Source organism: Coralliovum pocilloporae (assembly GCF_030845175.1).
In the GTDB taxonomy this organism is placed as follows: Bacteria; Pseudomonadota; Alphaproteobacteria; order Rhizobiales; family Cohaesibacteraceae; genus Coralliovum; species Coralliovum pocilloporae.
The window spans coordinates 1,769,282-1,787,063 of the sequence record NZ_CP132542.1; the positions used below are offsets into that span (position 1 = coordinate 1,769,282).

Annotated in this window: 17 protein-coding genes; 4 read left to right on the top strand and 13 right to left on the bottom strand. The window is 55.9% G+C overall.

The genetic code is table 11. The features are described 5' to 3' along the window. Positions 1 to 8: 8 nt before the first annotated feature. The 4 genes from cobI to RA157_RS08205 are packed head-to-tail and all read left to right on the top strand — an operon-like array spanning position 9 to position 3,698. Entirely contained in the window at positions 9 to 716 is a 708-nt protein-coding gene (gene cobI / locus RA157_RS08190) for a precorrin-2 C(20)-methyltransferase (RefSeq protein WP_350335971.1), read from the top strand. Next, the gene (cobJ, locus tag RA157_RS08195) at positions 704 to 2,560 is read left to right on the top strand and encodes a precorrin-3B C(17)-methyltransferase (RefSeq protein WP_350335972.1); all 1,857 of its coding nucleotides are present in this window, start codon (positions 704 to 706) and stop codon (positions 2,558 to 2,560) included. Before cobI ends, cobJ begins: the two co-directional genes overlap by 13 nt. Continuing rightward, complete coding sequence (cobM, locus tag RA157_RS08200; protein ID WP_350335973.1) at positions 2,557 to 3,336, top strand: precorrin-4 C(11)-methyltransferase; 780 nt, start codon at positions 2,557 to 2,559, stop codon at positions 3,334 to 3,336. The genes cobJ and cobM overlap by 4 nt, the downstream gene beginning before the upstream one ends. Before the next feature lie 14 nt (positions 3,337 to 3,350). Continuing rightward, positions 3,351 to 3,698 (top strand): RidA family protein, encoded by a 348-nt coding sequence (locus RA157_RS08205; protein ID WP_350335974.1) that lies wholly within the window; start codon positions 3,351 to 3,353, stop codon positions 3,696 to 3,698. A gap of 40 nt (positions 3,699 to 3,738) precedes the next feature. Here RA157_RS08205 and RA157_RS08210 read toward each other — a convergent pair whose 3' ends face one another. The 13 genes from RA157_RS08210 to RA157_RS08270 form a co-directional block, all read right to left on the bottom strand. Then, positions 3,739 to 4,359 carry a hypothetical protein gene (locus RA157_RS08210; RefSeq protein ID WP_350335975.1) on the bottom strand — a complete coding sequence of 207 codons (621 nt, stop codon included), beginning with the start codon at positions 4,357 to 4,359 and terminating at the stop codon, positions 3,739 to 3,741. 11 nt (positions 4,360 to 4,370) lie between these two features. Continuing rightward, positions 4,371 to 4,745: a hypothetical protein gene (locus RA157_RS08215; protein ID WP_350335976.1), complete on the bottom strand. Its 375-nt coding sequence runs from the start codon at positions 4,743 to 4,745 to the stop codon at positions 4,371 to 4,373. Between the two features lie 102 nt (positions 4,746 to 4,847). Then, on the bottom strand, positions 4,848 to 6,695 hold the full coding sequence (recQ, locus tag RA157_RS08220; RefSeq protein WP_350335977.1) for a DNA helicase RecQ: 1,848 nt from the start codon (positions 6,693 to 6,695) through the stop codon (positions 4,848 to 4,850). A 40-nt stretch (positions 6,696 to 6,735) separates the two neighbouring features. Beyond that, complete coding sequence (locus tag RA157_RS08225; RefSeq protein ID WP_350335978.1) at positions 6,736 to 7,872, bottom strand: aromatic ring-hydroxylating oxygenase subunit alpha; 1,137 nt, start codon at positions 7,870 to 7,872, stop codon at positions 6,736 to 6,738. Positions 7,873 to 8,048: 176 nt separating this feature from the next. Next, entirely contained in the window at positions 8,049 to 9,329 is a 1,281-nt protein-coding gene (locus tag RA157_RS08230) for a TRAP transporter large permease (RefSeq protein WP_350335979.1), read from the bottom strand. A 3-nt stretch (positions 9,330 to 9,332) separates the two neighbouring features. Continuing rightward, complete coding sequence (locus RA157_RS08235; protein WP_350335980.1) at positions 9,333 to 9,866, bottom strand: TRAP transporter small permease; 534 nt, start codon at positions 9,864 to 9,866, stop codon at positions 9,333 to 9,335. Between the two features lie 70 nt (positions 9,867 to 9,936). After that, positions 9,937 to 10,914, bottom strand: a complete 978-nt coding sequence (locus RA157_RS08240) for a DctP family TRAP transporter solute-binding subunit (protein WP_350335981.1) — start codon at positions 10,912 to 10,914, stop codon at positions 9,937 to 9,939. Between the two features lie 181 nt (positions 10,915 to 11,095). After that, the gene (locus tag RA157_RS08245; RefSeq protein WP_350335982.1) at positions 11,096 to 12,385 is read right to left on the bottom strand and encodes an L-fuconate dehydratase; all 1,290 of its coding nucleotides are present in this window, start codon (positions 12,383 to 12,385) and stop codon (positions 11,096 to 11,098) included. After that, on the bottom strand, positions 12,382 to 13,227 hold the full coding sequence (locus RA157_RS08250; RefSeq protein WP_350335983.1) for a fumarylacetoacetate hydrolase family protein: 846 nt from the start codon (positions 13,225 to 13,227) through the stop codon (positions 12,382 to 12,384). The genes RA157_RS08245 and RA157_RS08250 overlap by 4 nt, the downstream gene beginning before the upstream one ends. Before the next feature lie 19 nt (positions 13,228 to 13,246). After that, on the bottom strand, positions 13,247 to 13,990 hold the full coding sequence (locus RA157_RS08255; protein WP_350335984.1) for an SDR family oxidoreductase: 744 nt from the start codon (positions 13,988 to 13,990) through the stop codon (positions 13,247 to 13,249). 86 nt (positions 13,991 to 14,076) lie between these two features. Further along, complete coding sequence (locus tag RA157_RS08260) at positions 14,077 to 15,024, bottom strand: ABC transporter substrate-binding protein (RefSeq protein ID WP_350335985.1); 948 nt, start codon at positions 15,022 to 15,024, stop codon at positions 14,077 to 14,079. Between the two features lie 60 nt (positions 15,025 to 15,084). Beyond that, positions 15,085 to 16,104 (bottom strand): ABC transporter permease, encoded by a 1,020-nt coding sequence (locus tag RA157_RS08265; RefSeq protein WP_350335986.1) that lies wholly within the window; start codon positions 16,102 to 16,104, stop codon positions 15,085 to 15,087. Next, on the bottom strand, positions 16,101 to 17,627 hold the full coding sequence (locus RA157_RS08270) for a sugar ABC transporter ATP-binding protein (protein WP_350335987.1): 1,527 nt from the start codon (positions 17,625 to 17,627) through the stop codon (positions 16,101 to 16,103). Before RA157_RS08270 ends, RA157_RS08265 begins: the two co-directional genes overlap by 4 nt. Positions 17,628 to 17,782: the final 155 nt, after the last annotated feature.

A 17,782-nucleotide genomic window follows, 5' to 3' on the forward strand; every position in this document is an offset into this window, starting at 1 on the left:
GATAGGGAATGAGTGGAATTCTCTATGGTGTGGGTGTCGGGCCTGGTGACCCGGAGCTGCTGACCCTGAAGGCTGCGCGCCTGATGTGGGAAGCGGATCTGATTGTCTATCCGGCACCGGATACGGGGCCGAGTTTTGCCCGTGAAATTGCGTCACCGCATATCCCTGATGGGGCTGCGGAAATGCCGATTATCGTCCCGATGCGGCCAGAGCGGTTTCCCGCACAGAATGTCTATGACACAGCATCGGAAGAAATTGCGGCTGTTCTGGATCAGGGAAAAACGGTTGTGGTTCTCTGTGAAGGGGATCCGTTCTTCTATGGTTCCTTCATGTATCTGCATGATCGCCTGGCAGACCGGTTCAAAGTGAAAGTGGTGCCCGGGGTCTCGTCCCTGATGGCCTGTGCGTCTATGTATGGGCGTCCGCTTGCGGGCCGCAATGATGTGCTGACCATCATTCCAGGCCCGCTCGATGATGAAGCGATAGAAGCCCGGCTGAAGTCAACAGATGCTGCTGCCATCATGAAGGTGGGGCGGCATTTTCCGCGCATTCGCGCGCTCATTGAACGGCTGGGTCTGACCAACCGGGCCGCCTATGTGGAGCGGGCCACTCTGGAAAACCAGAAGCTTTGCCCGCTTGCTGATGTGGGGGAGGATTCCGCTCCCTATTTCTCTATGATTCTGATTTATGATGGGAGTCGCCTATGGACAGGTTGACCAATCCGGCCATTGTTGTGCTGACCCAGAGTGCAGTTGATGTGGCTAAAACCCTGCATGGGGCTCTGAACGGTTCTGAACTGCATCTGAAAACCGGTCTTGGTGATGCGGATCAGGTGTTTTCTGACACCACGACCCATCTGCAATCCCTGTTCAAGGCTGGTCAGCCGATTATCGCGCTGTGTGCATCAGGGATTGTCATCCGGGCTCTGGCATCTCTTTTGGACGATAAATGGCAGGAGCCACCGGTTCTGTCGGTTGCCCGTGATGGTGGCGCAGTGGTGCCGCTTCTGGGTGGGCACCGTGGTGCCAATGATCTGGCACAGCAGATTGCCGGGATCATCTCCGGCACTGCTGCGATCACAACTGCGGGTGAATGCCGGTTCAAGCTGGCTCTTGATACACCGCCCGCCGGATGGGAGCTTGCCAACAAGCGCGCTGCCGGCCCTGTTATGGCAAAAATGCTGGATGGTGCGCCGGTGCGTCTTGAAGGCGCTCTGCCATGGATTGAGGAAAACGGCCTTGCCTCCGATGACAGTGCGGATCTGGTGCTGAAGGCAACAGATCGGCGCGAAGAGGGTGATGCATCAACGCTGGTCTACCACACCAAGACCCTGGTTCTGGGGCTTGGGTGTGAACGTGGTGCAGGCGCAGATGAGGTGATTGCGCTGGCTGAACAGATCCTGTCAGACAATAATCTGGCTCCGCAGTCCCTAGCGGCGATTGCCTCCATTGATGTGAAGGCGGATGAAGCCGCTATCCATCAGGCCGCAGCGCATTTTGGTGTTGAAGCCCGGTTCTTCCCGGCGGCCCGCCTTGAAGAGGAAACGTCAAAGCTGGCAAACCCGTCTGATGTGGTGTTCTCGGAAGTCGGCTGTCATGGGGTTTCTGAAGGGGCTGCACTGGCCGGTGCCGGACAGGACGGAGACTTGATCGCGCCGAAAATCAAGTCACAGCGGGCAACAGCTGCTGTGGCGCGTGCGCCGGAGCCGCTTGATACAGATGCGATCGGTCGCATCCGTGGCCATCTGTCCGTGGTCGGTATCGGCCCGGGGCAGGCCGCCTGGCGAACGCCTGAAGCAACCCGCCTTGTGGCTGAAGCTGAAGAACTGGTGGGCTACGGTCTCTATATCGATCTGCTCGGCGATCTGGCCGCAGGCAAAGAGCGGTCTGATTTCCCGCTCGGTGGTGAGGAAGATCGCTGCCGCTATGCGCTTGAACAAGCTGGCACGGGCAAGAATGTGGCGCTGATCTGCTCAGGCGATGCGGGCATCTATGCCATGGGCGCTCTGGTCATGGAACTGCTGGACCGGGATGAGAGCAATGGCGGGGTGAGCTCGTCTGCTCGCCGTGTCAGCATCACCAATGCTCCGGGTGTCTCCGCCCTGCAGGCAGCGTCTGCTCGTGCAGGTGCGCTTCTCGGGCATGATTTCTGCACCATCTCCCTGTCAGACCTGCTGACCCCGTGGGAGACCATTGAACAGCGCCTGAAAGCCGCTGCAGAGGGTGATTTTGTCGTGGCCTTCTACAATCCGGTTTCCATGCGCCGCAGAACCCAGCTGGCGCGTGCCAGGGAAATCCTGCTCGAAAAGCGGCCAGCTGACACGCCTGTGGTTCTGGCGTCCAACCTTGGCCGCCCGACAGAAGAGCTGAAACGCCGGACACTTGGTTCGCTTGAAGTGGATGAAGTGGATATGCTGACCGTGGTTCTGGTTGGCTCGTCCCAGTCCCAGACCTTTGATACCGGTTCCGGTGGCTGGCATGTCTATACACCGCGTGGTTACGCCAAGAAAATCGATGCGCCGTCTTCATCAGGCGATGCCAACGGAGAAGCAGCAGAATGACCGTTCACTTTATCGGCGCCGGGCCCGGAGACCCGGATCTCATCACCGTCAAGGGCCGTCGCCTGATTGAAAGCTGCCCGGTCTGCCTCTATGCGGGATCTCTCGTACCGGAAGCGGTTGTTGAGTGTGCGCCAGAGGGGGCTCTGGTTCTGGACACGGCTCCCATGCATCTTGATGCCATCATTGAAGAGATCAAGAAAGCCCATGACGCCGGCCGGGATGTGGCCCGTGTTCACTCAGGTGATCCGTCTCTCTATGGCGCCATTGCCGAGCAGATCCGTCGCCTGAAGGCCTTGGGGATCGACTACGACATCACACCGGGCGTTTCCGCCTATGCGGCCGCAGCCGCAGCGCTCGGTCAGGAGTTGACGGTTCCGGAGATCTGCCAGACCGTGATCCTTACTCGTACGGCTATGCAGTCATCCTCCATGCCGGAAGGCGAGGACCTTGAGACTCTGGGCAAATCCGGTGCTCTTCTGGCAATCCATCTGTCCGTCCGCAATGTGCGTGAAATTCAGCGTAAGCTGATCCCGCTCTATGGTGCCGATTGCCCGGTTGTCGTGGCCTATCGGGTCGGCTGGCCGGACCAGATGTTCATCAAGGGAACGCTGGAAGACATTCAGTCGAAAATCCGCGATGAGAAGATCACCCGCACGGCACTGATCTTTGTTGGTCCGTCTCTGGCCGAGGTGGATTTCCGAGATTCCGCGCTCTACGATTCCGAATTCTCGCATGTGCTGCGCGTGGCCGAGAAAAAGCAGAAGAAGTCAGCCTGACAGGAGTGGTGAGCATGTCTATCGAGCGCCTTGAAGTGGGGCAGCGCATGAGTAAGATCGTTATCCATGGCGAGACGATCTATCTCTGCGGGCAGGTCGGTACAGCGGGGGATTCCGTTGCCGACCAGACCCGAACCATCCTCCAGAAGGTGGAAGACCTTCTGGCTCAGGCAGGCAGTGACAAATATCACATGCTCCAGTGTGTTATCTGGCTGGCTGATATGGCCGATTTCGCCGAGATGAATGCAGTCTGGGATGCCTGGGTCCCTGAAGGTCACGCTCCCGCACGGGCTTGTGGCGAAGCAAAACTGGCCCGTCCGGAACTGAAGGTCGAAATGATCGTGACCGCAGCGAAAGCGTGATGTTAACCGGGATATGGTCTCGAACAAGTTCGGGGCCGTATCAGGGATTTACTGTGCATTCATTGTTTAATTTGAACACATTGAATCCTGTTGTGCACTCGACGGGTTCTATTTTTGCGGTGACGAAATTTAAGTTAGCCGCCTGCTCTTTTCCAAATGTCTTTTCAAAAGCAGACCGGGCAGATGAAATTGCAAAGTCATCGTCCGCGTTTGGATGCAGCACAAAAACGGTGCCGCCGGATTGAATGTCTATAGTTGTTGTCTGGGTTTTGGCAGCATGTATCTGGTCGCCAACTTTTGTATAGGCCAATGCAAACTTGCCGGACGAACTGAAAGTTGTTGAGCGGATGTCGTATTTGGTTATCCCGTCTTCAACAAAAACAGAATCTCGAGTCCCTGGTACGACACTCCATCCCACGAGCGGTGTCTTGAATGTTGAAAAAACATAGGGTGCTTCGGCAGCATCGCATGTCTTGAACTGACCATCAGCTGAAACCGGACAGAATATATCTGTTGAGGCGCGAATGTTTCTGGCGGATGCAAGAGCGAAGTACACCTGATTGGAGGCCAGGTCAAAATCCTGAAGCTCTTCAAGGCTGGATGCCGTCCGACAAGCTGACAAGGCACCAAGCAGCAGGATAAGGATAATAGATCTAGGCATAATATCTCTGATCAGCTCGCAGATCTGCACTCAACGATCATGCGTTTTGCAGGAAGCTCGTTGCCGTGCTCATCCTGGACAGTTACATCCTCGGTTTCATCCTTTTCCCTCTTTACGGGCTGGCTTCCAGGCTCTTTGTGGGCGCAGAATGTCGTGAAACGGGACACGGCTTCCTCTTCACTGATCTGGTCGGCGAAGTAGGTTACCAGCAGAATGTCGCTGAAAGGGAAAGCCAGGTGTATGCCGACACGGTCCGCCGGATCCGGAAGGATACCGGCATTGTGGCGGGCACGACGATCTGCGAAATCTTTAGGCGTGCCGCATGCTGACAATAGCAGTGAAGCGAGAACGGCAACGAGAAGAGTTTTGAAGGTCATAGTCGTCATTTGGTACCCCGGAATCATTTCGGCGCACGCTATAGACCAATCTGTAGTTTTGCAATTAAAGATATTAAATATCTCGTATAGAGGGAATTGCTGTGCCTGGGATCAGGCTGCGCGTTCGACCGCCTGACGGATCGTCTCGAGAAACAGTTCTCCGTAACGCTCCAGCTTCTTGTCACCAACGCCGTGAATATCGCGCATGGCGTCCAGGCTTGTTGGGCAGCGCGTGGCCATATCAATCAGGCTGCGATCTGGAAAGATTGTATAGGCGGGAACGGCCTTCTCAATAGCGATCTCGCGGCGGAGACTTTTCAATTCCTTCAGGACAAACGGATCGGCGTCCGCTTCAGCCAGGGCAGGGGATGAAGCCTTGCTGCGGTCTTTCTTGGAGACCAGTTTGTCCTTGCGGAGCTGGACCTGCCGTTTGCCTCGCAGAACTTCCCAGCCCTGTTCAGTCAGAAGCCAGCGGCCATAGCGTGTCATGTCAATATTGGCGTAGCCACCTGCAAAAAGCTGGCGATAGATGGATCGCCAGTCATTGCGGCTGATTGCAATGCCAACGCCGAAAGTGGGCAGCTGGTCATGCAGATGCCGCTCCACCATCTCATTGGTTTCGCCACGCAGAACCGTGATCAGATGCTCGACGCCAAACAGTTCCCGGGTGCGGGCGATGGCTGAGAGGGCTTTCTGGGCGTCTATGGTGCCGTCATAGGTTTCGATATCACCAAGGCAGAGATCACAGTTCCCGCATGGTTTTGATTCCTCGCCAAAATAGGCGAGCAGTGTGACGCGGCGGCAGGACGGTGCCTCGCAGAGAGAGACCATCGTATTGAGTTTTTGCCGCTCAATCCGTTTCTGTTCTTCGCCTGCATCGCTCTCGTCGATCCACTGGCGATATTGTCTGATTTCGTTCAGGCCATAGAGCGTATGGGCAATGGCAGGCAGACCATCCCGGCCCGCACGACCGATCTCCTGATAGTAGCCTTCGATATTCTTCGGCAGATCCATGTGGAACACAAAGCGCACATCCGGCTTGTCGACCCCCATGCCGAAGGCAATTGTTGCCACCATGACAACGCCATCATTCTGCAGAAAATGATCCTGTGCCGCTGCGCGGTCTTCCGACGGCAGGCCGGCATGGTAGATCTGCGCATCAAATCCCTTGGCGCGGAGGAAGTCGGCTGTCTCATCCACCTTGCGGCGTGACTGGCAATAGATAATGCCGGATTGGCCTGACTGGCTTTTCAGAAAATCGAGCAGTTGCTTGCGGGCGTTGTTGCGCGGCGACATGGCCAGGCTGATATTGGGTCTGTCAAAGCCGCGCAGAAAAACCTTCGGAGTACGGGAAAACAGGCGGCTTTCCATATCCTGGCGGGTGGCGGCATCTGCCGTTGCGGTAAAGGCAACCACCTGCACATTGCCGAGCGCATCGCGAACTGTGCCGATCTCCCGGTATTCCGGCCGGAAATCGTGTCCCCACTGAGAGACACAATGAGCTTCATCCACCGCGATCATGGCCACATGAACAGCCTGCAGAAGCTGGATGGTTTCTGCGCGCAACAGCCGCTCGGGTGACAGGTAGAGAATCTTGATCTGTCCACCCTCTACAGCACGACGGGTGGCAAAATTCTCTTCAGAGGTATTGGCTGAATTGAGACAGCCAACGGCGACCCCCAGCTCTTGCAGCTGGGCAACCTGATCGCGCATCAGGGCAATAAGCGGAGAGACGACGACGGTAAGGCCGTTCCGCAGCAGAGCAGGGAGCTGATAGCACAGGGATTTGCCGCCCCCCGTCGGCATGATGGCCAGCAGATCGTCGCCTGCAAGGGCAGCGGAGACAATATCCTCCTGCCCCGGGCGGAACCGGGGGAAGCCGAAAACCTGCTCGAGGACAACCTGAGCATCACTCTGTTGTTCGGCTGAGACGGATTGTAGAGACGAATCACTGACCATAGCGCCATCATAGCCGCCGGAAACAGCCAGGCAACGGGTCCTATGCGTCCTGACAAACCCTTGATGCCAGATATTGGGCAAAGTCGAAGTTCGGCCGTTCCAGATGAGACAGAGGACCAGGCGCTGCAAGGTCAGAACAAAGTCCGTTGAAGACCTTTTCCGTGCAGCCGCGATCTTCGATATTCACCTCGTCCAGCAGGGTCTTGAGCTGGGCGAAATGCGCCTCTGCATCCTCATCACCCATATAGTCGGCTGACATGCCTCCGCCGAACATGATCTGAACCTGTCCAACGCCTTTCGGGTGAAGCGACAGATACCAGAAGTAGCCGGGCGTCAGGGTGATCAGCAGGCTTGGATAGATCGCCAGAAGATATGTGGTGCGTCTGCGGTCTCCGGTCATCCGCGTATTGCTTGGATGCGCAAGAGCGATCTTCAGGGATTCATCCTTGAGGATCGTATGATAATTGAAAGCCTTGCGGCCCGGTGGGCAGATCATTTCATCAAGACGGGACAGGCCGCCAATTGTGCCTGCATGGCAGACCGGCAGATGGTAGCTCTCCATGAAGTTTTCGGCGAGAACCTTCCAGTTTGTATCCCAGACATGGGTTTCAAAGAAGGTTTCCTGATAAGTCTCCATGCCATAATCGGAAATGAGTTCCTCAACCTCTGCCAGTTCTTCGGATACAGGTCTTGCGTCCGGATTAAGCGAAATCATGATCCAGCCAAGCCATTCCTCACACCGGACCTGTGGCAGTTTCAGCTTGTCCTTGCAGAATGCCGAGTTCTGGCTCATAGCAGGTGCCCCACGCAGACTGCCGTCGAGATTGTAGGTCCAGGCGTGATAGGGACAGACGATGCTGCGGGTTCTGCCGCGCCCTTCCAGCAGGGTGGACATGCGATGCAGGCAGACATTGGACTGGGCGCGAAGCGTTCCGTCCCGGTCGCGAATGATCATGATTGGCTGTCCGGCCAGTTCGAGGGTCGTATAATCTCCCGGCTCGCTCAGAGAACTGGCCCGACCCGCGCAGAACCAGTCCTTGCGGAAGATATGCTTCAGTTCCTCTTCCAGGAATTTGGGCGATGTATAGACGCTCTTCGGCATGGCCTCAGCCTGCTCGAAGGGGCTTTCCACATTATGCTGCAACTGAGCGATGGGATCACTGATCGAAGCACTCATTTTCTTCCCTCTTCCCGGCTTGGCAATCATGTTGTTCTTGAGAGGATAGCGAGACAGAAATGACAGACATGTCACTCGTGCCTCACTGTCCTCCCAGAATGTTTTTTTTCCGCCAGGAGATAAAGCAATCTTTTGGTGGGTCTGAGATTAGAAAAAAACGAAACTGTCAGCAGCACCTATTTTCCGTAGATGAGTTCCGGCAGCCACAAGGTCAAAGACGGAACAAAAGAGAGCAGGAGAAGAACGCCAAGAAGCGGCACAAGGAACGGCATGGTTGCCCGCACACATTGCTCGAATGGTATTTTCGACACGCGTGACAGGACAAACAGCACCATGCCCACAGGCGGCGTCAGAAGACCTAGCATCAGGTTAAGTATGACGATAATGCCGAGATGGACCGGATCAATGCCGAAATTCGCCGCCACAGGCATGAGAACCGGCACCAGAATGGAAATCGCGGCAATGGTCTCCATGAACAGGCCGACCACGAGGACGACCGCCATGATGAGCAGCAGGATCATGGTCTTGCTGTCCGTAATCGACAGGGCGAAGTCTGCAAAGTGAGTTGCCACCTGATTGGCCGTCAAAATCCAGGCAAAGACGCTGGCGGTGCCGACAATCATCATAATGGCTGCTGTGGTCTCTATGGTCTCGAGCGAGATGACAGCCAGTTTGCGAACCGAGAGGCTGCGATAGACCACCAGTCCGAGAAAGAGCGCGTAAGCCGCCGCCGCTATGGCAGCCTCTGTCGGTGTGAAGGCACCTGAAACGATGCCGCCCACGATAATGACAGGGGTGAGCAGCGGCAGGATGGCTGATTTGAAACGCGTCGCAATGATGCTTGGGTTGAAGGCCACATCCCTTGGATAATTGCGGCTGCGAGACATCCACCAGACCATGGCTGACAGGGAAAGGGCCATCAGCAGGCCGGGAATGATCCCTGCCACAAACAGTTTGCCGATGGAGACAGAGGCCATAACACCAAAGATCACCAGTGGCAGAGATGGCGGGATGATGGGGCCTATGGTCGATGAGGCCGCGGTAATGCCGACACTGAAGTCATCGTCATATCCGGCTTCACGCATGGCCTTGATCTCGATGGACCCGAGCCCTCCGGCATCGGCAACAGCCGCGCCGGACATGCCGGCGAAGATGATGCTGGCTCCGATGTTCACATGCCCCAGGCCGCCATGCAGCCAGCCGACAATCGCACGGGCAAAGCCGAAGATCCGGGCAGTAATCCCGGCAGAATTCATCAGCGCGCCTGCCAGGATGAAGAACGGGATTGAGAGCAGCGGAAAGCTGTCCATCCCGTTCACCAGATTATGGAACAGCAGGACAGGAGGGAGTCCGGCATAGAGAATATAGGCAAACGAGGACAGGCCGAGTGCATAGGCGATTGGAACACGCAGCAGCATCAGCAGGACCAGTGAGGAAAACAGGATTGTCAGTGCCATGATCTATCTCCCGGCCGGTTTGCGAACGTGCAGGGCAATCTGCCTGAGAATGATGGCTGCATTGACCGCTGCCAGGGTCATGACACCAGCATGCAGGTAGTATTTCGGAAACGGCAGGGAAACCATCTGCTGGAACGAGGTGCGCTGAATCAGCTCATAGGCCGACCAGAGCAGGACGCTCATCAGAACGAGAACCGCGCAAAGGGCCAGAAGCTTGATCAGCGGAAGCGCTCGTCCGTAATATTTGTCGACAAACTCAAGGACAATATGCGTGCCCTTGACCTGGCAGCGCACAGCACCCGCAAAGGACAGAAGGATCAGAAGATATCGTGCGGCCTCTTCAGTCCAGGCCAGTGAGTCATTCAGAATGTAGCGGGTAAAAAACTGCAGGAAGACCACAAGAAACAGCGCTGTAAACAGGGCGATCAGAACCGCGTCGGCCTTGTGAATGGAAAAGGTCGCAAAGTGCTCCTCGTCCTCCTTCGCCATGGCATTGAAGTCGATAGCGACCTCGGAGCCCGAACCGGGTGTCGTCATAATGTCCTCTCCTCCTCGTCACCCGGGCCTCTGGTGAGAGGTCCGGGGTCTTTCGTATCAGGGGCGAACCTTAGTCCTTGATTGCCTGCAGTCGCTCAAAGGTCTCTGCATCCCAGGGGACATCAGAGCCGGTCAGCAAGGGAGCGACAGCTGCCATGAACGGTGCCCGGTCGATCTCATTGACTGTGACACCCTGAGCGCGGAACCAGTCGGCCAGCTCAGCCTCTGACGCGACAATTTCGTCAGATGTGGAGGACGCAGCGCCTGCCAATGCATCCAGGAGAGCCTGTCCGTCATTACCCATTTTGGACAGGGTGACCGGAGAGACCACTACGGCCAGTGAATTGGTGATGTGGCCAGTCAGGTTGATGTTCGACTGGACCTCATAGAATTTCTTGAACTGGATGGTCGGAAGCGGGTTTTCCTGGGCATCGACCACACCCTGCTGCAGAGCCAGATAGACCTCGGCAAATGCCATTGGTGTCGGGTTGGCGCCGGTTGCTTTCGGGAACATCTGATAGGCAGGGGCATTTGGTGTGCGGATCTTCAGACCATCCATGTCGGAAGGCTGCAGGATGGGCTTGTTGGATGTTACATGCCGGGCTCCGTAATAGGTCATCGCCGCAATCGTGTTGCCGGATACGGCCTTGTACTTGCCAGCCATTTCAGCGAACAGATCCGAGTTCACATAGGCTTTCCAGTGATTGTAGGAGCGCATGGTGAACGGATAATCCGAAATGCTGATTGGTCCGTAACTCTGCCCGAGAAAGGCGACGCCCGTATAGATCACATCCACCGTCCCGATGGACAGTGCCTCATTGAGAGCGGCTTCCTTGCCCAGCTGGGAGGCTGGGAAAACATCCATCTTGTAACGGCCCTCCGTCGCCTTCTCCAGAGCCTCAGCAGCTTTCAAGGCGGCTGCATGATAGGGTGTTGAGGCCTCATAGACATGGCCAAAGCGCAGAACCTGCTGGGCGTTGGCTATGGTTGACCAGGCCGTGGCTGCAAGGGCAGTAACAATGGATGCCTTTATCAGTTTTCTGAACATGACTGGATTTCCTCCCAAGTTTGAATATTCAGATCTAGAATGTGTTAAGTCGTTGGTTTAGCTCGTTCTATTAGTGTTACTTGTTTTTGTTTCGGTATCGAAATCCTAAAATTTCGAGCAAAAGCTATATTTTTAGACGGTCGTCTACCTAGTGGTTGCTTTCTGTATCCGAAACAAAGGGTTATTCCGCTGCAAGCCGATGAGAAAACTCAAAATCGCGCAGCGTTGCGTTTTTGATCTGGACTGAGAAGCCTGGTTTTGATGGCGCGCGATAGACACCATTCTCAACCACACACGGATCAATGAAGTGCTCATGCAGATGATCGACAAATTCAATCCGTTTGCTGTCCTTCTCTGCGGAGATCGCCACGTAATCGATCATCGACATGTGCTGGACATATTCGCAAAGGCCAACACCTCCGGCGTGCGGCCAGACTGGCAGATTGTATTTCGCTGCCATCAGCATGACTGCGAGAACCTCGTTCAGCCCGCCCATCCGGCAACTGTCGATCTGTACAACATCGATGGCGCCCTCTGAGATGAACTGCTTGAACAGAATCCGGTTCTGGCACATCTCACCAGTGGCAACCTTGATAGGGGCAACACCCTGGCGGATCTTGCGGTGACCAACCACATCATCAGGACTTGTCGGCTCTTCGATGAAATAAGGTCGGGCGAATGCCAGCTCCTTCACCCAGTCTATGGCCTCATCCACTTCCCAGACCTGATTGGCATCAATCATGATGTTCATCTCATCGCCCAGTTCCTCCCTGGCGATGGTCAGGCGGCGGATGTCGTCTTCCAGATCTCTGCCGACCTTGAACTTTGTGTGGGTGAACCCGGCGGCCTTGGCCTCACGGCAGAGACGCCGCAGCTTGTCGTCCGGATAACCGAGCCATCCGGCAGAGGTGGTGTAACAGGGATAGCCCTCGTCCCGGAGCGTCTTCATGCGCCCGGCCTTGCCTGGTTCAGCTTTCCGCAGAATGTCCAGCGCCTCTTCAGGCGTCAGCACATCCGTCAGATATCGGAAATCAATCAGTTTCAGGATGTCTTCGGATGACATCTCCGAGACCAGCTCCCAGACAGGTTTGCCTGTCTCTTTCGCCCAGAGGTCCCAGACCGCATTGATAACAGCACCGGCAGCCAGGTGGATGGCACCCTTGTCCGGCCCGATCCAGCGCAACTGGCTGTCACCTGTCACGTGCCGCCAGAACCGCCCCATATCGTTCTTGATCCAGTCGAGATCAAGGCCGGTTATCAGAGTGCCAAGCGCCCTGATGGCAGTAACGCACACTTCGTTGCCGCGCCCGATGGTGAAGGTAAGGCCATGTCCTTCATGGGAGCCATCGGTCTCAAGGATCACATAGGCCGCCGAATAATCGGGGTCCGGGTTCATTGCGTCTGACCCGTCCAGGGACTGGGATGTGGGAAAGCGCAGATCGTGGGTGCGAAAGCCAGTAATGCGGGTCATGCGCTTGCCACCACAGGCTGCTTCTGAACGCCCAGACCGGCAATGCCCAGTTCCATCCTGTCACCTGGCTTAAGATAGGTTTCAGGTTTCTGACCCATGCCAACACCCGGAGGTGTTCCGGTTGAGATAACATCACCAGGCTGAAGGCTCATGAACTGTGACAGATGGGAGATGACGGTTGCGACGCTGAAATGCATGGTCCGGGTGGATCCGTCCTGATAGCGATGCCCGTTCACGTCCAGATACATCGGAAGATCCTGCGGATCAGGAATTTCGTCACGGGTTACAAGCCATGGGCCGATCGGGCCGAAGGTATCGGCAGATTTTCCTTTCACCCACTGACCGGAGCGATGAAGCTGGAAATCCCGTTCTGACAGATCATTGATGACACAATATCCAGCCACGTGATCAAGGGCGTCGGCTTCTGAAACATATTTGGTTTCCTTGCCGATAACGACGCCGAGCTCCACTTCCCAGTCGGTCTTCACCGAGCCACGTGGAATTTCTACCGTATCGTCGGGGCCGATAATGGCCGAGGTCGCCTTGAAGAAAATCACCGGCTCCTCAGGAAGCGCCATGCCGCTTTCTTCTGCATGATCAGCATAATTAAGCCCGATACAGACAAACTTGCCCACCTGGCCGACACACGGGCCGATACGGGGATTGCCGCCCACCCAGGGCAAGTCTGCGATGTTGAGCTCGCGAATCTTGTCCAGAGAAGCATCGCTCAGTGTGTCTCCTGACAGATCGGAAATATGTTCTGACAGATCCCGGATATTGCCGTCTGCATCAAGCAAACCGGGTTTCTCCGACCCCTTGGGGCCGTAACGCAAGAGTTTCATAGGTCTGGTCTCCGGTGAATTACATGCTCCAGCCGCCATCAATGGCGAAGGCCTGGCCGGTGGTGTAAGCGCTTTCGTCGCTGGCGAGATAAAGTGCCAGCGCGGCGATCTCGTCGGCTGTGCCGATCCGCCCCATGGGCTGGCGGGCAATGAAGTCTTTCATCGCCTGATCGTAGTCGCCTGTAGCCCTCAGCCGGTCATGCAGGCTCGGGCTGTCAACCGTGCCCGGGCAGATGGCGTTGCACCGGACGCCGCGCGTGATGAAATCCGCGGCAATGGCTTTCGTCATACCGATAACGGCGGCTTTTGAGGCGCAATAGACAAACCGATTGGGCACACCCTTCATGGAGGATGCCACCGACGACATGTTGATGATAGAGCCGCCACCCTGTTCAAGCATGCCGGGGATAACCAGTTTGGACAGCCGGTACATGGCTTTCACGTTGAGGTCGAAACTGAAATCCCAATCACGCTCGTCGCATTCGAGGATGGAGCCGTTTGCGACATAGCCCGCACAATTGAACAGGACATCCAGCCTGCCGAGACTGGTAATGGCATCCGCGACAGCCTCTGCATCAGTTACATCAAGCTTGAGTGCGGTAATGCCGTCAATGCTGGCCAGCTCTGCCAGGGAGGTATCGTTGATGTCACTGGCAATGATTTCTGCGCCTTCAGCGGCAAAGCGCTCGGCTGTAGACCGGCCAATGCCCTGGCCTGCAGCAGTAATCAGAATACGTTTTCCGGCCAATCTTGAGGATGTCATGTCAGGTGTCGCTCGTTACAGGGTGAAGATAGAAACTTGGCTCCCGACCCGGCAGGAGTGATCCGGGTCGAGAAGGGTTGGACGTATCAGTCGTAAAGAACCGCGGCGATTTGCGGGTCGTCGATATTGGACGCGTCGTAGTAGAAGAAACCGGTGTCGATCAGGTCTGGCACGGTTTCGCCCTTGATCGCGGCGACAGCCGCCTTGACGGTTTCATAGCCGATACCGACCGGGTTCTGGGTGATTGCTCCGGACATCAGCCCGCTGCGAATGGCATCTTTCTGGGCCTTGCCAGAATCATAACCAATGATCACAAGGCCCTTGGTGCCCAGCTCACTGACGCCATTGACCACGCCGATGGCGGAGCCCTCATTGGTGCCGAAAATGCCTTTCAGATCAGGGTTGGCTGTCAGAATGGCCTTGGTCACCTCTGTGGATTTCAGATGATCACCCTGACCGTATTGCACGGTTACCACTTCGATATCGGGATATTTCTCTGCAATTCTGTTGACGAAGCCATCCCGACGGTCAATGCCGGTACGGCTGGTCTGGTCATGGGCAACAACGGCAACCTTCCCCTTGCCACCGATCATTTCGGCCATTTTGTCAGCGGCAAGACCTGCGGCTGCGCTGTTGTCTGTTGTTGCGGTTGACAGTGGAATGTCACTGTCGACGCCGCTGTCAAAAGCGATCACCGGAATGCCTGCTTCATTCGCCTGACGCAGAAGAGGAATGGCAGCCTGGCTGTCCAGTGCGGCAAATCCGATAGCAGCCGGTTTATTGGCAAGAGCGGCGGCCAGCATATCGATCTGCCGGTCCACCATGGTCTCGTTGTCCGGGCCTTCAAATGTGATCCGTACATTGAATTCACCGGCGGCCTTTTCCGCACCAGCTTTGACAGCTTGCCAGAACTGGTGCTGAAAGCCCTTCGAGACCAGCGGGATGTACACCTCATCCGCAGCGGATGCGATTGATCCGGTGGCGCTCAAGGCAACAGCACTCAAGGCACCGATAATAAAACGGCGTGTAAACATGATTTCCTCCCTTTGCGATGTCAGATTGACCCTGGATATGCTTCATTCCTTGGCCAAGGTTTATTTCGCTTTCTGCCGGCGCAGCATGTCTGCATAGACGGCAAGAATGATGATTGCTCCCGTCACAACGGTCTGCCATTCCTGGGCAACAGACAGAACGCGCAGGCCATTGGTCAGAACAGCCATGATCAGGGCTCCAATCAGAGTGCCGAGCACCGTGCCACGCCCGCCGGACAGGGATGTTCCGCCGATAACCACGGCTGCGATTGCTTCTAGCTCGTAGCCAAGCCCAAGGGCTGGCTGTGCAGAATTCAGACGGGATGCGATAAGAATGCCGCCAATTCCGCAGATGCCGCCTGCAAGGGCATAGATGCGGATTTTCCAGGCATCTGTATTGACGCCGGAAAGACGGACGGCTTCTTCATTGGAACCCAGCGCGAAGGTGTAACGGCCAAGGACAGTACGACCCAGAATGTAGGAGGTCAGAATGGCGACCAGAAACAGGATCAGAACACCGTTCGGAATAGGCAGGGCGGGAAAAACCTCGCCAATCAGGGAGCCGCGTGAGATCTGGTCAAACCCGGGTGTGTCGTTGAAATAGATCGGACGCGTGCCCGAGATCACCAGGGACAGACCCTTCAGGATCAGCATCATGCCCAAAGTGGCGATAAAGGGCGGAATCTTCATTTTGGCAATGAATGTGCCGGAACACAGACCGCAGCAGGCACCGGCTGCAATCGCTGCCAGAACTCCGAGGGGCAGCGGCATGCCCCAATAGGTCAGAACCACGCCAGCGACAACAGCGCAGAAGGTCATCATGGTGCCGACCGAAAGGTCAATGCCGCCAGTGATGATAACCAGTGTCGCCGCAACGGCCAGAACACCGTTAACCGATGTGGCCTGCAGAATGGCAATCATGTTCGAGGTCTGCATGAAGTTGGGGGACGCGATTGAGAAAGCAATCAGCAGTGCGATCAGGCTGGCGAAGGCCAGAACCTTCTGGTAGGCACCACTGTCACCCAGCCCGGAAAGCGCTGACTTGGATTCATGCTTCTGCTTGGCGTCGCTTGTGACACTCATAGTGCTATTCCTGTTACCTGCATGGCGGCATCCCGTTGAGTGGCCAGCTTCATAATATCTTCCTGTGTGGTGTCTTTTCCGCCTGGCAGGATGCCGGTAAGGCGTCCTTCGCACATCACCGCGATACGATGGCTGAGGCGCATGATCTCGGGCAGTTCTGACGAGATCACGATGATGGCCTTGCCATCTGCTGCAAGTTGCTCCAGCAATTTGTAGATTTCCGACTTGGCACCGACGTCAATGCCGCGCGTGGGCTCATCAAAGAACAGGATATCGCAGTCTCTCAGAAGCCATTTCGCCACAACCACCTTCTGCTGGTTGCCACCTGAGAGCAGCTTGACTTCCTGACTGTCGGAGGGTGTGCGAATGCCCAGGGTCCGGATATAACCCTTTGCGGTCTCTCTCATGGCGGTGTCATCCAGAACACCGGTTTTGCCGTGAAACCGGTCCATCGATGCCATGGCGATGTTATCGCGAACCGTCATGCCTGTTGCGAGGCCAAAATGCTTCCGGTCTTCAGACAGATAGCCAATTCCGGCTTTCACCGCATCTTTCGGAGATGAGATGGCAACCGCCTTGCCATGGACGCGAATTTCGCCGCTGTCATGCGGGTCCGCGCCGAAGACTGCACGGGCCACCTCGGTCCGACCCGCACCCATCAGGCCGGCAAAGCCAAGGATCTCACCCCTCCGGACAGAGAAACTGATGTTCTGCAAATCATGGCCGCGATTGAGGCCCAGGACTTCGAGCGAGAGTTCAGCATCACTCAGATCAGGTACATCAAGAGGCTCTTCTGTCACCTCGCGACCAACCATCATGGAAATGATGCTGCTGATAGGCGTATCCTTTGCGTCCACCGTATCGACAGTTTCACCATCCCTCATCACAGTGACGCGATCTGCGATCTGCTTCAGCTCATCCATCTTGTGACTGATATAGACAATCCCGACACCTTCCTGCTTGAGGCGTCGAATGATCACGAACAATTCGGCAATTTCAGCATCATTCAGCGCGGCGGTCGGTTCATCCATAATGAGAACCCGGGACCGGTAGGAGAGAGCCTTTGCAATCTCGATCATCTGCTGTTTGGCAATTGTGAGTGTGCCAACGAGTGCTTTTGGGTCCAGATTGAGATTCATCGAAGCGAAGATGTCAGCAGTTTCTGCATTCAACGCTGTATCGTCCAGCCGTCCAAAGCTCTTGCGGGGCTCGCGGCCGATAAAGATATTCTGGGCTGCGGTGAGGTCATTCATCAGGCTCAGTTCTTGATGAATAATGCCGATACCAAGTGCCTGCGCTGCACGCGGGGTGTCCGGGTTCGCAGGTTGGCCATCAATCAGGAGCTCACCGCCGTCGCTTTGATAAATGCCCGACAGGATCTTCATCAACGTGGACTTTCCGGCACCATTCTCGCCCATCAGGGCGTGGACTTCTCCCGGGCGCAGCTCGAATCGGGCATCCTTCAAGGCATGGACGCCTGGAAAGCGCTTGTCGATGGCTGTCATTGTGACGATCGGTGTCATCTTCTCCCCTCTGATGACGTCGAAATACTGTCGAAGGCCCACCTGAGTGGAACTTCAAGCGTCGAAACAGCTGATAATTCAAATGATTATGCCGTGTTCCTCCGCCACCTGCCCACTTTGCTGTTATTCCCTCCCAGGCTACAGCTTTGTGATAG

What these genes read in the sequence shown, in the direction of transcription:
- cobI (WP_350335971.1), top strand. Translation starts at nt 9, where the DNA reads ATGAGTGGAATTCTCTATGGTGTGGGTGTCGGGCCTGGTGACCCGGAG.
- cobJ (WP_350335972.1), top strand. Translation starts at nt 704, where the DNA reads ATGGACAGGTTGACCAATCCGGCCATTGTTGTGCTGACCCAGAGTGCA.
- cobM (WP_350335973.1), top strand. Translation starts at nt 2,557, where the DNA reads ATGACCGTTCACTTTATCGGCGCCGGGCCCGGAGACCCGGATCTCATC.
- RA157_RS08205 (WP_350335974.1), top strand. Translation starts at nt 3,351, where the DNA reads ATGTCTATCGAGCGCCTTGAAGTGGGGCAGCGCATGAGTAAGATCGTT.
- RA157_RS08210 (WP_350335975.1), bottom strand. Translation starts at nt 4,359, where the DNA reads ATGCCTAGATCTATTATCCTTATCCTGCTGCTTGGTGCCTTGTCAGCT.
- RA157_RS08215 (WP_350335976.1), bottom strand. Translation starts at nt 4,745, where the DNA reads ATGACGACTATGACCTTCAAAACTCTTCTCGTTGCCGTTCTCGCTTCA.
- recQ (WP_350335977.1), bottom strand. Translation starts at nt 6,695, where the DNA reads ATGGTCAGTGATTCGTCTCTACAATCCGTCTCAGCCGAACAACAGAGT.
- RA157_RS08225 (WP_350335978.1), bottom strand. Translation starts at nt 7,872, where the DNA reads ATGAGTGCTTCGATCAGTGATCCCATCGCTCAGTTGCAGCATAATGTG.
- RA157_RS08230 (WP_350335979.1), bottom strand. Translation starts at nt 9,329, where the DNA reads ATGGCACTGACAATCCTGTTTTCCTCACTGGTCCTGCTGATGCTGCTG.
- RA157_RS08235 (WP_350335980.1), bottom strand. Translation starts at nt 9,866, where the DNA reads ATGACGACACCCGGTTCGGGCTCCGAGGTCGCTATCGACTTCAATGCC.
- RA157_RS08240 (WP_350335981.1), bottom strand. Translation starts at nt 10,914, where the DNA reads ATGTTCAGAAAACTGATAAAGGCATCCATTGTTACTGCCCTTGCAGCC.
- RA157_RS08245 (WP_350335982.1), bottom strand. Translation starts at nt 12,385, where the DNA reads ATGACCCGCATTACTGGCTTTCGCACCCACGATCTGCGCTTTCCCACA.
- RA157_RS08250 (WP_350335983.1), bottom strand. Translation starts at nt 13,227, where the DNA reads ATGAAACTCTTGCGTTACGGCCCCAAGGGGTCGGAGAAACCCGGTTTG.
- RA157_RS08255 (WP_350335984.1), bottom strand. Translation starts at nt 13,990, where the DNA reads ATGACATCCTCAAGATTGGCCGGAAAACGTATTCTGATTACTGCTGCA.
- RA157_RS08260 (WP_350335985.1), bottom strand. Translation starts at nt 15,024, where the DNA reads ATGTTTACACGCCGTTTTATTATCGGTGCCTTGAGTGCTGTTGCCTTG.
- RA157_RS08265 (WP_350335986.1), bottom strand. Translation starts at nt 16,104, where the DNA reads ATGAGTGTCACAAGCGACGCCAAGCAGAAGCATGAATCCAAGTCAGCG.
- RA157_RS08270 (WP_350335987.1), bottom strand. Translation starts at nt 17,627, where the DNA reads ATGACACCGATCGTCACAATGACAGCCATCGACAAGCGCTTTCCAGGC.